A 1,011-nucleotide genomic window follows, 5' to 3' on the forward strand; every position below is an offset into this window, starting at 1 on the left:
GGTGCGCTGTTCCACAAGGGCAAGCTCCTCGAACGACCCGTCGAGATCACCCCGGAACCGTCACCGGACACGCCGGTATCCGAGGTCGCCTGACACACCTTAATCCACAGAATTTGACGATTCCTCTCCGCAATCCGGGCCGCTTGAAATCGGAATCATCCTTCGCTCACCTCTGCGGAGTAGCACCGATTCCCGCTTCATCAGGAAAGACCACTCGTCACCGACTGCATCGTGGCGGCGACCGACGCGCCAACCAAGCACTTCACACCGGCGCCATCGTCCGCCTCCGATACAGCGACAACGCCCGCTCCTACGTGCAACGTCGCACGTCAGAGGGAAAATCGATGCCCGAAATTATCCGCTGCCAGAAGCGCTACCTCGCCCGAGAAGTCTCCACCGCACTCCGACGTGACTGCCGCGCACTGACCCCTTGACGTCTATAGGAGCGTCCTTTGCGACCTCCCGCAGGGCGTCCTTCTCCAGTTCGGCGTCGGCGAGGAGTCGTTTGAGTTTGCCCTGCTGCCCCCGCAATTCCTTGAGTTCTTGCGCTGCGTCGGTATCCATGCCGCCGTACTGTTTACGCCAGTACGGCGCTGCCGACACCCCTCGGGTTCGCCGGCGATCTCTTCCTGGGTTTCCCCGCCGCGGTGAGCTCGTCTGCTCGGCGCAACTTGCGCGCGATGTCCTCTGCGGAGTTCCTCTTCCGTCCAGCCATGTTCCTCATCGTCCTATCCGCCCACGTCACGGGCAACAAGACTTAAAACACGATGGCCCCGTTCACTGCGGACATGCCATGACCTCTCATGAAAGATTGAGGATAGTTGACCGCATTTTAGCTTGCTCTCCGATGGCCGAAAGAATGATCGACCCTTTCGCGCGGCGACTGAGGAATCGTCAAATTCTGTGGATTAAGGTGTGTCAGGCGACCTCGGATACCGGCGTGTCCGGTGACGGTTCCGGGGTGATCTCGACGGGTCGTTCGAGGAGCTTGCCCTTGTGGAACAGCGCACC

1 protein-coding gene and 1 pseudogene are annotated in these 1,011 nt (G+C 60.4%); one reads left to right on the forward strand and one right to left on the reverse strand.

Annotated features, from left to right (window positions below):
* Nucleotides 1–131 precede the first annotated feature (131 nt).
* A pseudogene (locus tag ATN38_RS00005) lies at nucleotides 132–434 on the forward strand (transposase); the annotation flags it as partial.
* On the opposite strand, the gene ATN38_RS00010 reads toward ATN38_RS00005, so the two are convergent.
* A complete protein-coding gene (locus ATN38_RS00010) occupies nucleotides 355–564 on the reverse strand; it encodes a hypothetical protein (RefSeq protein WP_166503019.1) in 210 nt (69 codons plus the stop codon). The pseudogene ATN38_RS00005 and the gene ATN38_RS00010 sit on opposite strands and share 80 nt — an antisense overlap.
* Nucleotides 565–1,011: the final 447 nt, after the last annotated feature.

The organism is Rhodococcus sp. FH8, from assembly GCF_019266085.1.
Classification (GTDB): Bacteria; Actinomycetota; Actinomycetes; order Mycobacteriales; family Mycobacteriaceae; genus Rhodococcus_F; species Rhodococcus_F qingshengii.